6 protein-coding genes and 1 pseudogene are annotated in these 12,815 nt (G+C 69.2%); 3 read left to right on the forward strand and 4 right to left on the reverse strand.

The features are described from left to right. Positions 1-52: 52 nt before the first annotated feature. Entirely contained in the window at positions 53-769 is a 717-nt protein-coding gene (locus tag CPH93_RS32995) for a DUF4232 domain-containing protein (protein WP_096214950.1), read from the reverse strand. Positions 770-1,377: 608 nt separating this feature from the next. Between CPH93_RS32995 and CPH93_RS33000 the strand changes: the two genes are divergently transcribed. Beyond that, the gene (locus tag CPH93_RS33000; RefSeq protein ID WP_096214951.1) at positions 1,378-2,391 is read left to right on the forward strand and encodes a DUF4331 family protein; all 1,014 of its coding nucleotides are present in this window, start codon (positions 1,378-1,380) and stop codon (positions 2,389-2,391) included. A gap of 555 nt (positions 2,392-2,946) precedes the next feature. On the opposite strand, the pseudogene CPH93_RS37665 reads toward CPH93_RS33000, so the two are convergent. Both CPH93_RS37665 and CPH93_RS33010 read right to left on the reverse strand, forming a co-directional pair. Then, positions 2,947-3,180 (reverse strand): annotated as a pseudogene (locus tag CPH93_RS37665) (chaplin); the annotation flags it as partial. Between the two features lie 311 nt (positions 3,181-3,491). Beyond that, positions 3,492-4,319 carry an SDR family oxidoreductase gene (locus CPH93_RS33010; RefSeq protein ID WP_096214952.1) on the reverse strand — a complete coding sequence of 276 codons (828 nt, stop codon included), beginning with the start codon at positions 4,317-4,319 and terminating at the stop codon, positions 3,492-3,494. A 348-nt stretch (positions 4,320-4,667) separates the two neighbouring features. On the opposite strand from CPH93_RS33010, the gene helR reads away from it, so the two are divergent. Together helR and CPH93_RS33020 are read left to right on the forward strand one after the other, a co-directional pair. Next, positions 4,668-6,830 carry an RNA polymerase recycling motor ATPase HelR gene (helR, locus tag CPH93_RS33015; protein WP_096214953.1) on the forward strand — a complete coding sequence of 721 codons (2,163 nt, stop codon included), beginning with the start codon at positions 4,668-4,670 and terminating at the stop codon, positions 6,828-6,830. A 284-nt stretch (positions 6,831-7,114) separates the two neighbouring features. Next, complete coding sequence (locus CPH93_RS33020) at positions 7,115-8,965, forward strand: glycoside hydrolase family 35 protein (protein ID WP_173909928.1); 1,851 nt, start codon at positions 7,115-7,117, stop codon at positions 8,963-8,965. Between the two features lie 70 nt (positions 8,966-9,035). On the opposite strand, the gene CPH93_RS33025 is transcribed toward CPH93_RS33020, so the two are convergent. Then, complete coding sequence (locus CPH93_RS33025; RefSeq protein WP_231977040.1) at positions 9,036-12,590, reverse strand: BTAD domain-containing putative transcriptional regulator; 3,555 nt, start codon at positions 12,588-12,590, stop codon at positions 9,036-9,038. Positions 12,591-12,815 lie beyond the last annotated feature (225 nt).

The following is a 12,815-nucleotide window of genomic DNA, read 5'->3' on the forward strand; positions in this document are numbered from 1 at the left end:
GGGCCCGAGGCATACGCCGGTCCCGGGCCCGACCGAGATCAGTGACGCCCCCTCACCAGGTCAGCGCCTCCTCGGCGGTGGACTGCCAATACGTGACCCACGCCGAACTGTCCGTGGCGATACCGCCCTTGGGCAGCGGGAGCCGCACGGCAGGGCCGGTGGAACCGTTCCCCGCCCGGTTGGCGAACAGGACGCCCAGAGTCCGGGCGGTGTAGCCGCCGCTGCCGGAGCCGTCCGCGGACTGGTACATGACCCCCGCGTACGCCGACTCGCCCGGTGCGAGCGTGATCACGGCCTGCGGCTTGGACTTGTCCAGGAACGCGGTGGCGGCCTGGGCGTCGTCCCAGCGGAGGTACGGGGCGTTGTAGGCGTGGCAGGGCCCGGACCCGGTGTTGGTGGCGGTGAGGAGCATGTGGTTGATCGGGCGATTGACCTTGGTCGCCGTGACCTTGACCTGCGCCCCGGTACAGGCGACGGTCGCTTTCTGGCCGCCGGACCCCTTACCGGCGGCCTGACCGGAGCCGTTCTTTCCGCCGGCTCCGCTGCCGGCGGCACCCGACGCGGCCTTCGACGAGTCACCGTCCTTGGCCGGGCCCTTCGCGCCCGATGAGGACGGGGTGCCCTGGCCGCCGGACTCGGGATGGGAGGACACGGCCGGCGCCTGGCTGTCGGTCTTCTTGGTGTCGTTCTCACAGGCGGTCAGTGAGAGGGCGGCCGCCAGTACGGCGGCGGAGGCGACGAGGCGGGTGGTGTGACGGGCGATGCGCATAGTGAGTGGGTGCTTTCTCTTTCGGTGGGGTCCGGTCGGCATACGTGACGTCAAAGACGGCTGACGATCGAAAGGAAGACGGTCGCTGCTGATGCGGCGAGCACCGCCAGGGCCACCGCGTCAGTGACATCGGCGCGGCGGAACCGGCGGCGCCGGAAGCGGGTCCGCATGGTGCCCCCCTTCTGCATGAGGTCGACATGAGGTCGTCGGTGCTTGCCGTCCTGAGCTTGCGACGCCTTCCGTCCCAGCCGCCATGGCCACCGCGGAAAACGGGACGCCGGAACGCTCGTACCACCTCTGACCTGCGGGAACGCCCCCTCCCTGGAACGCCGCGCCGGGACGCGGAAGGCATCGGCGGACGGGAAGGAACGTGCGGGGCACCGGTGCGCACGGGCGAGGCCGCCTTCACGCCGGCTGCCGTGGGCGAACTGAACGAGGCCTACCAGGCCCTGAACCCACATGAATCCGACCGATTTGAGCGCTTTCATGCTCCAATATCCGGATCACGCGTGCGAGCCTCACTCGGCAGGGAAAGGCCACCCGCGTTCCCCAGCGCCAGATCTGGCCCACCCGACCGTCAGCCCCTCACCAGCGAAAGGACATGCAGGATGTCGAATCACTTCACCGGTCTCAGCCTTGGTGCACCGCTCGGGGACCAAAGGCTCGACCTCTGTGACCTCTACGCGTTTCAGTCCCCAGCTGACTCGGCGAGGACGGTGCTCATCCTCAACGCGAATCCAAACGCTGATGCGTTGCACCCTGATGCCATCTATCGGCTCAACGTCGACAACGACGGGGACTGTCTCGCCAACATGGCGATCAGCTACGTCTTTTCGCCCCCGCAAGACGGCCGTCAGACCTTCAGCGTCTTCATGGCAACGGGTGAGGAGGCCCGCTCGGCCGAAGCCGTCGGACAGCAGGTCGTCACCGACGCCGAGGTGTCGTTCGGCACCATGGCGAACCGCGCCACCTCTGGTCCGTACACGTTCTTCGCCGGCAGCCGCAGCGACGCCTTCTTCTTCGACTTCGACGGAATCAAGAATCTCTTCGACACCACCGGCGGCCGAAACTTCACCGCGCCCCATCTCGGCGGCAAGTCACCGTGGACCGGTGTGGACTCGAACACGAAGGCCAACGTGTTCTCGATGGTGATGGAACTGCCGACGAGTGAGCTCCGCGCCCACCCCGAGATCCGCATCTGGGGCCGTTGCAGTGTGCGGAAAGACGGCCGGCTCGTCCATGCCGACCGCGCAGGCCACCCTTCGGTCAGCAGCTTCTTCAACACCGACGACACAAAGGAGGAATACAACGCCAGTGAGCCGGTGAACGACCGCGACCGTTGGACCGATCAGTTCGTCCACCTCATGGGGCACACCGGCAACTACACGCGAGAAGAGGCGATCGCGGCGATCGACGCCGACCGCATCCTGCCCGACATGCTGGTCTTCGACCCTTCGAAGCCCGCGCAGTACCCCAACGGCCGCGTCTTCACCGACGACGTCATCAACTACCGGCTCTCCTTCCTCTCGGCGGGCGACATCCCTCCCACCGGGCTCGAGCCTCACACCGACCTTCTGAACGAGTTTCCCTACCTCGGCAACCCACACCCCAAGACGAACTGACCTCTGCATTTCATCGATGGCAGCGCCCGGGCCTTGAGCCGGAAAGCAAAAGTGCCTTCTCAGCTGAGAGCGGCCGGACGGCCCCTGCTGTGAACGGGACGAACAAAAGGCGCCTGACGGGCAAAGCCCAGATCAGGCGCCTTTTCACGGGCCTCTGGAAGAACCCCGCTTCTTCGCCGTACAGCTCACCAACAGGTCGTCGTCTGCTGATGGCGCAAGAACTACACCGCTGAGGGGGATGTGTCCGGGGCCGGGCCGTCTCCTCCGGTGAAGGTGGAAGGGCTGACGGGCAAACGACCTGGCCCCGGTGGTGTTACGGGCTGGCCCCGGTGGTGTTACAGGGCCTCAGCGGCCGTCCCGGGCAGCGCGTGACCATCGGCCACCGCACCCGGGATGGTTCCCGTCCTAGCCGGCCATGCCGCCGCCCCCGGTGTGCACGCCGCCGGCCGGCCGGTGGTGGCGGTGCTTCCTGGGGTGCTTCTTGGTGTGCTTGGCGTGGTGGTGCTCGACGCGGCGGTGATGGTGGTGGACGACCACCCGACGCTCAATCGAACCGTTGATGCAGGTGTTGCCGAAGGCCGGGTTCAGCAGCCCCCCGATGTTGACGGTGTTACCGCACACATTGATCGGAATGTGGATCGGGACCTGAATCGCATTGCCCGACACCACTCCTGGTGAACCGGCCGCGCCGCCGGCCGCGCCAGCGTCTGCGAACGCCGTCGAAATGCCCCCGAGGGCGGTGCCTGCCGCAATCGCGGCGATGGCAGTGACCCGCGTGATCCGTGACATAACAATCTCCTGGTCGATCCAAGCGGCCCACGCCGCCTTCCTGACACTCCCTTCGACGCGTAAGCCCTCACCATGAAGGAATTTGCAAACCTTTCACTCTTTCAGGACTAAGCGCGGCGTGGCGTTGGCTTCTTGCCGGGAAAACCGCTCCGAGTTACTGGCTCGCGTAGCCAGTGCCCAGTCGCGCAGACTCCGCGTGTCGTGCCGGCGAACAGGCAGTCGCTCTGATACCCCGTCAACGGAGCCGTACGCTCGCCGAAGAGCTCCGGGCGGCTCTCCAGCACCACGGCGTCGTCCAGCCGCGGTACGGGTCAGCGCTCGCGACGTACGAAGTCCCGGGCGCCGCGCAGCGTGGTGCGCAATGTGCGTTGCGTCCGACTGCTGTCCACGCGGACGTCCAGGGCCCCTGGAGAACCGGTGTCGGCGCGATATCCGGCGGTCAGCAGGGAGGCATCCAAGGCATCGCGGTCGGCGATCAGGACACCGAGCTCATGACGGCTGACTGCATCTGCTCCCGCAAGGTGGCACACACCTGCGTGATCGCCGGCGGCCAGCTCAAGAACGGCCCGGGCGAGGTCGGTGACATGCACGGGGCACCGGATGTCGTCGGTGAACAGCACGCCATTTCGCCGCCCGGTGGCCAGGTCGTGGACGAATGCCTCGTGCACGGAGCCACCGTCGCCGATGATCAGCGAAGTACGAGCGATGACGGCGTCCGGGACGAACAGGCGGATCGCCGTTTCGGCCGCAGCCTTCGCAGCCCCATATGGCGTGACCGGGTCCGGTGTGGCGGATTCGTCGTAGTGGACGTCGGCGCCGGAGAAGATGGCGTCACTGGACACATGCACCAGCCGGGATCCGTGCTGAGCGGCGGCCATCGCCAGGCAGATCGCGCCGTCGGCCGTGGTTGCCCAGTCGGCCTTGCGATACGCCGCATTGATGACCACGTCCGGCTGGGTCTCCCTCAGCGCCGGTGTGATCTCCTCGCTGCGACGAAGGTCCATGGGCAGCCACTGAATCCCGGGGATGTTGCCGGCACGGGTCGCAAAGGTCGCCGTCACGGCGTGCCCGGTTGCCAATGCCTGCTGAGCCAACTCACGACCCAGGAAGCCACTGCCACCGACGATCAGGATGTTCATGACCTGTCACGGTAGGGCCCGAGTTTCGTCACGTCATCAGGCAGGCGAGTCGTCCCCAGTGGACGACAAAGGCAAGGAGGAATTCCCACTCCTTGCCATTTTTAACTTATAGCGCACTGGGGGGCTTGCGGCAAGGCCCAGGTCGTGGGGCAGAATCGCCGGCCCGAGGTCAGAACCTGCAGTAATAGGAGATTCACGAAGTGCGTGTGGTGTTGTCGATTTATGGGTCGTGCGGTGACGTCGAGCAGGTGAAGGGACGAGTACTGCGGGTGCGGGCACTCGGCACCGAGATGCGGGTGTGCGCGCAGCCGGCCGTCGTGGCAGCGACCTCGGACCGGAGTTGATGACATGAACCCCCTGACCACCAGCGCGTTCGACCTCCCCGAGCACCTCGTCCCCAAGGCCGACCCGGCGCTGATCGACGGCGACGAGCAGCACTTCGCGGCCCTCTCGGAGAGCCTTGAGCAGGCGATCGCCGAACTGTCCGACCGCCTCGATGCCGAGCGCAAGGCACCCGGCGGGATAGGCCGGGCGGCGATGGACCGGGACACGGAGATCCACCGGCTGACCGGTCGCCTGCGCGCCTTGCGTCGCTTCGGCTTGGACCTGTGCCTGGGACACATCGTCCGTACGGACAACCCCGAGCCCGTGTACATCGGACGTCTTGGCCTCACCGACAGCGCGGGGCGTCGGCTGCTGCTCGACTGGCGTTCCCCCGCCGCCGAGCCGTTCTTCGCGGCGACCCACGCCCACCCGATGGGTCTGGCGAGCCGCCGCCGGTACCGCTGGACCCGCGGTCGGATCAGCGATTACTGGGACGAGGTGTTCACCGCCGACGGGCTCGAGGGGCACGCCGCGCTCGACGACCAGTCCGCGTTCATCGCCAGCCTGGGCGGCAACCGGTCGGCCCGGATGCGCGACGTGCTCGCCACCATCCAGGCCGACCAGGACGCCGTCATCCGGGCGGGATCCCGCGGCGCGCTCGTCGTCGACGGCGGTCCGGGCACGGGCAAGACCGTCGTCGCGCTGCACCGCGCCGCCCACCTCCTCTACGCCGACCCGCGTCTCGGTCACCGTCGGGGCGGTGTGCTGTTCGTCGGTCCGAGCCGGCCCTACCTGGCCTACGTCGCCGATGTCCTGCCCAGCCTCGGCGAGGAGGGCGTACAGACCTGCACCTTGCGCGACCTCGTCACCGAGGGAGCCGGCGCGGCGGCCGAGACCGACCCGAGCGTGGCCCTTCTCAAGTCGTCCGCGGACCTGGTGAAGGCGATCGAGCCGGCCGTCGGCATCTACGAGGAGCCGCCCACCGAGGGGATGACCGTCTCAAGCCACTGGTCCGACCTCTGGCTGAGCGCCGATGACTGGGCGGCGGCGTTCGAAGCAGTGGAACCAGGTACTCCGCACAACGAGGCGCGCGATCAGATCAGGGAGGAGCTGCTCACGATCCTGATGGACAAGGACGAGAGTGACGCCCCGCCGGACCTGCTGAGGAGGTCGCTGCTGCAGGACCGAGAGCTGATCAGGACGCTCAACCGTGCGTGGCCGATGCTCGAAGCGAGTGACCTCGTAGGGGATCTGTGGTCGGTGCCCGCCTACCTGCGCAAGTGCGCGCCCTGGCTCAGTCCCGAGGACGTGCGCAAGCTGCAGCGCACGGACGCCCAGGCCTGGACGGTGTCCGACCTCCCGCTCCTGGACGCGGCACGGCAGCGGCTCGGCGATCCGGAGGCGTCCGTACGCAAGCGTCGGCACGAGGCCTCTGTCGCCGCCGAACGTGCGCGCAGGGCCGACGTCATCGACGGCCTGCTGGAGGCCGATGACGACGGTGAAGGTGCGGTGACGATGCTGCACGGGCAGGACCTGCAGGACACCCTGATCGACGAGAGCGCACTGCCCGGAACCGACCCGGAGCCTCTCGCCGGCCCGTTCGCGCACATCATCGTGGACGAGGCCCAGGAACTGACCGACGCCGAGTGGCAGATGCTGTTGCAACGCTGCCCGTCCCGGAGCTTCACCATAGTCGGCGACCGTGCCCAGGCCAGGCACGGATTCGCGGAATCGTGGCCGGAACGGCTTGAGCGGGTCGGGCTCGACCGGATCACCGTGGCCTCCCTGAGCATCAACTACCGCACGCCGGAAGAGGTCATGGCGGAGGCCGAGCTGGTCATCCGCGGCGTGCTCCCGGATGCCAATGTGCCGACCTCCATTCGCAGCAGCGGCATCCCCGTAGTCCACGGAGCGGTTGCGGATCTGGACTCGATCCTTGAGAGCTGGCTCGCTGCGCATGCCGACGGAATCGCCTGCGTCATCGGCGCTGGCGACATCAACGAGGGCACGTTCCGGGCGACGTCCCGCGTCCGGTCGCTGACCCCGGAGCTCTCGAAGGGGCTTGAGTTCGACCTGGTCGTCCTCGTCGACCCAGAGGCATTCGGCAACGGCGTTGAAGGAGTGGTCGACCGCTATGTCGCGATGACCCGGGCGACCCAGCAACTCGTCATCCTCACGAGCTCCTGACGTCGGCCAGGGCAGCATGATCGCCGCCCGGCGATCGCGAGGACCGCCACCGGAGGAGTCTGCCGGGGCTTCGCCGGTCCGCTCCGGGCTGAGTTTGGCGGCCGGAACATCGTCTCCCTGCCGGGCAGTTGGTGTGCGGCTCGTCCAAGCCTCCGTTCGCCGTGTTCAGTCACGAACCCTTGTGCTCGTTTCTGTTCTGCACAACACTCTCAATGCACAGAAACGCGCACTACTGAACATGTTCGAGCCGTGGGCGACGATCCGTTGAGTCGAGGAGTGCAGGCATGACGCCATTCAGCCGACGTAGGTTCCTGAGCGCAGCCACGGTGGCGGCCGCGTCCGTGGGTGTCACCGTGGGGAACAGCCGGACAGTCCTCGCCCAGGCCGAAGGCCCCAGGGGACTGACCATCCGCGGGAAGGAATTCCTGCTGGACGGCAAGCCGTTCCGGATCCTTTCGGGTGCCTTTCACTACTTCAGGACGCACCCCAAGGACTGGCGCGACCGGCTGCTGCGGATGCGGGCCATGGGCCTGAACACGGTGGAAACCTATGTCGCCTGGAACTTCCACCAACCGTACGAGAGGAAAGCCGACTTCAGCGGATGGCGGGACGTCGCCGCCTTCGTGCGGACCGCGGACGAGGTCGGGCTGAAGGTGATCGTGCGACCGGGACCGTACATCTGCGCGGAATGGGACTTCGGTGGCCTGCCCGCCTGGCTCCTCAAGGACAAGGACGCGCCGCTACGCCGTTCCGACCCCGCATTCGAGCGAGCGGTCGACGCCTGGTTCACCGAACTCCTGCCCCGGTTCGTCGATCTGCAGGCCACCCGCGGCGGGCCCATCATCGCCATGCAGGTCGAGAACGAGTACGGCAGTTACGGCGACGACCACGCGTACCTGGAACATCTGCGGGACACCATGCGCGCCCAGGGCATCGACTGCCTGCTGTTCTGCTCCAACGGAGCCACTCAGGAAGCGCTGAAGGCCGGCAGCCTTCCCGATCTCCTGTCCACCGTCAACTTCGGCGGGGATCCCACCGGACCCTTCGCGGAGTTGCGCGCGTTCCAGCCGGACAAGCCCCTGTTCTGCACGGAGTTCTGGGACGGCTGGTTCGACCACTGGGGAGAGCGGCACCACACCACCGACCCGGCGCAGACCGCCGCCGACGTGGAGAAGATGCTCGAAGCGGGAGCGTCGGTCAACTTCTATATGGCGGTGGGCGGAACGAACTTCGGCTGGTCCGCCGGTGCCAACCTCAGCGGTAGCGCCTATCAGCCCACCGTCACCAGCTACGACTACGACTCCCCGATCAGCGAATCCGGCGAACTGACAGCGAAATTCCACAAGGTGCGCGAGGTGCTCGGCAAATACGCCACGCTGCCGGACACGCCCCTGCCGGCCACGCCACACCGCATGCCGGCTCAGCGGGTCGCCGTCCGCGAGTCGGTGTCGCTGATGGAGTCGCTCGACGCGCTGAGCACTCCGGTGCGGCGTACCGCCCCCGTCCACATGGAGGCCCTCGGGCAGGCACACGGACTGATCCACTATCGCACCCGGGTGCGCGGGCAGCAGGGGACCAAGGGGCTGCGGCTCACGGGGCTGGGCGACCGTGCGCTGGTGTTCAGCGACGGCAAGCGGATCGGCACCTTCGACCGCAACCAGCCGGACCACTCCGTCGACGTCACCGTGGCCGGTGCGTCCAGCACCCTCGACCTCCTGGTGGACCCCACCGGGCGGATCAACTTCGGCGACGGCCTCAACGACCCCAAGGGAATCAGCGGCAAGGTACTCCTCGACGAACAAGAACTGCACGACTGGGAGATCCGCCGGCTGCCGCTGGACAACCTCTCCGCGCTGAAATTCACCAGCGAAGACACGCCGACCGGCCCTGCGTTCCATCGGGCGCGGATTCATGTGGACACCCCGGCGGACGGCTTCCTTGCCTTTCCGGGCTGGGACAAGGGCATGGTCTGGCTCAATGGATTCGCGCTCGGCCGCTACTGGTCCCTCGGGCCGCAGATCACCCTGTACGCGCCGAGCCATCTGTGGCGAAAGGGGCGGAACGAGCTCGTCGTGCTGGAGATGGAGCGGACGGGGGACGGGATCGACGTACGGTCTGCGCCCGATGTCGGATAGGGAGTGCCGCGACAGTCCAGCACCCGATGGCCGATCTGGTCGAGCGCTCCGACAAGAACGGCCGCCGCCCTCACCCGGCCGCCACCGCCTCCGCGGCGCCACGGCCCAGGAGGTCGTGGAGGAGGCGGGTGGCGGGGAGTTCCGGGTGGAGGTAGACGGGTTCGTCGCCCTGGCCGACGGCTGCGAGGAGGGCGTGGAAGGTGGTCTTCGCGTCCTCCGTCCGTCCGGTCCGGTGCTGGGCCTGGCCGAGGAGGCCCAGGTGGAGGGGGCGGCGCAAGTGGGTTCTGGAGTTGCGGAGTTCGGCGAGGGAGGAGTGCATCAGGGTGAGGCCGTCCTCCTGGCCGGAGTGGGTGCGGCCCCAGCCCTCCAGTACGCCGAGCATTGCCTTCCAGTAGAGCAGTCCGTGTTCGTCCGCCAGGCGGACTCCCTCGGCGCCGGAGGAGCGGGCCGTGCGGGCGTCGCCTTCCCAGGCAGCCACGACCGCGTCCACGTAGAGAGCGAAGGAGCGGTCGGAGGGCCTGCTGTCGTACTCGGTGAGGCGCAGCAATTCGCGGCGGCGTGCCGTGGCGGTCTTGCGGTTGCCCATGAGCCAGTGGGTGAAGGTGTCGTAGGAGCGGCAGGAGACGCGTGGGTCGTGCTGGAAGGTGCGGGCCAGGGAGTGGCCCTCGCCGGCGTACTCGTCCGCCATGGCGACGCCGTGCTCCAGTTCGGTGAGTGCCTGCCGTAACTGGCCGCGGATGTGGAGGACGATGCCCTCGCCGTAGGCAGCGCCGAGCACCGCCACGGGGTGGCCGGTCCGGTCGGCGAGGTTCCGGAGCAGGCCCGAGAACTGGCGTGAGGCGTCGTAGCGGCCGGTGACGATGTACGCCGCGCACAGGGCCCAGAGCACCGAGGGGTCCTCGGGGGAGTGGGTGGCCGCGCTCAGCGCCCGGCCGCGGGCGAGTGCCGTCTGGGCCTCGGCGTGGCCGTAGCCCCGGGTGATGGCCAGCACCTGGCCGAGTTGAATGTGCAGCCGCTGGTTCAGGGACACGGCCGAGGGGTCGCCGGGCGGCAGCAGGCCGACCAGGTGCACCGCGCGGCGCAGCCAGGTCTCCACCTGCTCGTAGGCGAGTTGCTGCTCGGCCTGTTCGGCGGCGCGCAGCAGGAGAGGAAGCGTTTCTTCAGTGGGCAGTGCGCTCTTGGCGTGCCAGGCGTGGTGGGCGATCCGCTCGATCTCCTCGTCCGCCACCTGACCGAGCGTGCGGGTCGATATCCCCTCGGCGACTCTCGCGTGCAGCCGCTGCCGGTCCTCGCGGGTGAGCTCGTCGATGAGCGTCTCCATGACCAGGGCGTGGGTGAAGTGGAGCCGATCCGGGTGGTGGGGGTCCTCGCCGAGCAGCCCGGCGCGGATCGCCGACTCCAGTGCCGCGGTGACCGGTTCGTCCTCGGTGGCGGTGCGCTCCAGCAGGTCGGTGTCGATTTCGGTGCCGATGACGGCGCACAGCCGCAGCACGCGCAGCACCGTCTCGGGCAGTGCGGCGAACCGCTGGTGCAGGGCCTCGCGGACGCCCGTCGGGACGCGCGTCAGGAGCACGTCCACCGCGTCGGGCCGCCGCAGGCTGCGCGCGTCCCCCAGGAGGGAGAGGAGCTGCATGACGAAGTACGGATTGCCCTCGCTGCGCCGGTGCAGCACCTCGACGACTCTCGCATCGACGCCGGGTCCGGCCTGGGCGACGACGAGGGCGGCGACAGCGCGGCGGGGCAGGCCGCCGAGCCGCAGGGTCTCGGTCCTGGGGCCGCGCAGGACCTCGGAGAGCATGCGGCGCAGCATCGCGTCGGACTCGATCTCGTGCTCACGGGCGGTCAGGACGATGCCGAGCGGGTGGCCCTGGCTGCGGGTGCTCAGCAGTCTGAGGAGGTCCAGGGAGGCGGGGTCGGCCCAATGCAGGTCCTCCATGAGCAGGACGAGCGGGCGCTGGGCGGCGAGGGCGAGCAGGACCTCGCAGACCGCGTCGTGGGTGAGGAACCGGGCCTGGCCCCAGTCGGATTCGGAGGCCAGGCCGCCGGGCCGCGCCGCGCGCTCGGGCATCAGCGGGGCGAGCAGGGTGCCGAACGGTTTCGCCGCCTCGCGGAAGGCGTCCGGGCGGGTCGTGCACAGTCGCCGCAGGATCTGGGTCCACACCCAGTAGGGCGGCACGCCCTCGCCCAGGAAGCAGTGGCTCCAGATCACCTCCAGGCCGGCGCTCTCCTGACCGGTGCCGACCTCGCCGGCGCGGGCGGCTTCCAGCTGGGGGACGAGTTCCAGGAGCAGACGGGTCTTGCCGACGCCGGCGGGGCCGAGGACGCCCGCAACGTGCCCGTGACCGGCGAGCGCGCTCGCCGCCGCGGCGGTCAGGCGCTGTAATTCCTCGCTGCGGCCGGTGAACGGCGACTGGGCGCCCGGTGCGCCGTACACCGGCCCGGAGGCCTCGGTGCTCGTGTCGTGCTCCTGGGCCTTCGCATCCTGCGTCGGACGCGTGCTCTCCGCTGAATCCGCGGTGGTCGACCGCGATGTCGCGGTGATCGTCACCGGCCGGCGCGCGGGTCCCGGTGCGGCGGTGGTCTCGTGCGCCTGCGCCCCGTCCGAGGCAGCGCTTCCGGCCCCTCCCGATCCGGCGGACAGCGTGCCGTCCTGGGGAGCGTCAGCACCGCGGTCTGCTGCGAGCTCGTCCGGAGCCGCTGCTGCCCGGCCGATCGCACCGGACGCCTCGGCCGCTGTGGGCCGCTCGGGCTCCTGTGCCGCGCGCGGCGGGTGCGCATCCGGCCTTCGTGCACCGTCGTCGTCCTGCGCCGTGGCCACCCCGATCACCGGAGCCCCCAGTGCGGGCCCGGCAGGTTCGGGGCGACCGGGGCGTGGTCCCGTGGGGGGACCGCCCGCCCCCGGCTCCTGGCGCAGGATCGCGGTCCTGACCCGGCGGAGTTCGGCGGCCGTGCCCACGCCGAACTCCTCGTTCAGGTGGACGCGGGTCCGTTCGTACACTTCGAGCGCCTCGGCCTGCCGCCCGAGCCGGGACAGGGCCGTCATCAAGTGGCCGACCAGGCGTTCCCGCGCCGGGTGGCGGCGCACCTCGCGGTCGAGGCCCGCGGCCACTTCCTGGGCCTCCCCGAGGGCGAGTCGGGCCTCCGCGCAGGACTCCACGGCGGTGAGCCGGACGTGTTCGAGCCGCGCACTCTCGTCGCTGAGCGGAGCATGGCCGTCGAACTCCGCATAGGGCGAGCCCCGCCACAGTGTCAGGGCTGCGGCGAACCGGTCCCGGGCGGCGAGCGGTTCGCGTTGTTCCAGCCGCCGCCGCCCTTCGGCGACCAGGCGCTCGAAGCGGCAGGCGTCGAGCTGTTCGGCGGCGATTTCCAGGACGTAACCGGGCGCGCGGTGGCGCAGCACGGTGGGGCGGTCGGGCCCGGACGCCGGCTGCAGCGCGCGGCGCAGGTGGGACACGTGGCTCTGGAGCGTGGCGACGGCCTGACGCGGGGGCTCCTCGCCCCACAGCTCCTCGATGAGCAGTTCCGTGGGCACCACACGCCCCAGGCGTATGAGGAGCAGGGCGAGCAGGGCTCTGCGGCGTGGCGGACCGAGTGGGAGGTCGCGGCCGTCGTGGCGCGCCGACATGGGGCCCAGAACAGTCAGTTGGAGGGGAGTTCCGTGCGGGCCGTCCTCGGAGGCCGGAGTGCCGGGGGGCTGATTCGGCGTCAGAGATGAAGGCATATCGGTCCCAATCGTTCTCGCACGCGCGATCGTGCTGGCTGGCGGGTGGCGCAGTGCGGCCGGTGCCCTTCCAAACCGGAGCTTTGCATAGAGAACGGGGACGTTCCAAGATCACCCTGGCTGTCGGCA

This window comes from Streptomyces sp. 2323.1 (genome assembly GCF_900221035.1).
Lineage (GTDB): Bacteria > Actinomycetota > Actinomycetes > Streptomycetales > Streptomycetaceae > Streptomyces > Streptomyces sioyaensis.

Coding starts and splice junctions, on each gene's coding strand:
- CPH93_RS32995 (WP_096214950.1), bottom strand. CDS start 769: ATGCGCATCGCCCGTCACACCACCCGCCTCGTCGCCTCCGCCGCCGTA.
- CPH93_RS33000 (WP_096214951.1), top strand. CDS start 1,378: ATGTCGAATCACTTCACCGGTCTCAGCCTTGGTGCACCGCTCGGGGAC.
- CPH93_RS33010 (WP_096214952.1), bottom strand. CDS start 4,319: ATGAACATCCTGATCGTCGGTGGCAGTGGCTTCCTGGGTCGTGAGTTG.
- helR (WP_096214953.1), top strand. CDS start 4,668: ATGAACCCCCTGACCACCAGCGCGTTCGACCTCCCCGAGCACCTCGTC.
- CPH93_RS33020 (WP_173909928.1), top strand. CDS start 7,115: ATGACGCCATTCAGCCGACGTAGGTTCCTGAGCGCAGCCACGGTGGCG.
- CPH93_RS33025 (WP_231977040.1), bottom strand. CDS start 12,590: ATGTCGGCGCGCCACGACGGCCGCGACCTCCCACTCGGTCCGCCACGC.